Source organism: Stenotrophomonas sp. SrG (assembly GCF_050031795.1).
GTDB lineage: Bacteria > Pseudomonadota > Gammaproteobacteria > Xanthomonadales > Xanthomonadaceae > Stenotrophomonas > Stenotrophomonas rhizophila_A.
This window is the reverse complement of the sequence record NZ_JBNBBE010000686.1, coordinates 1-248: the sequence shown is the minus strand read 5'-3', so window position 1 is coordinate 248 and position 248 is coordinate 1. Positions and strand designations below refer to the sequence as shown.

The 248-nt window shown below is 64.5% G+C and carries 1 protein-coding gene; it reads right to left on the bottom strand.

Translation table 11 applies throughout. The features are described from left to right. Positions 1–248, bottom strand: a 248-nt coding sequence (locus ACQG3P_RS21325; protein ID WP_426806168.1) for a serine hydrolase, incomplete at both ends; no start/stop codon positions are given.

Sequence of the window (248 nt, the reverse complement as noted above, 5' to 3'; positions counted from 1 at the left end):
TTGCCGGCGAAGTCCGCGCGCCAGGTCATGCTGGTACGGGTCATGCCGAGGCGATCAAACACCCGCCGCTGCTTTTCCTTGCCCACGTCCAGGCCTACGCCCTGTTCGAGCACGCACTGAAGCAGGATCAGCCCTTCCCCGGAATACGCATATCGCGTGCCCGGGTCGAAATGCAGCCGCAGGTTTCCCTCCGGTTCACGGAAGGCGAAGTTGGAGAACCCGCTGCGATGGCTGAGCAGCCTGCGCGG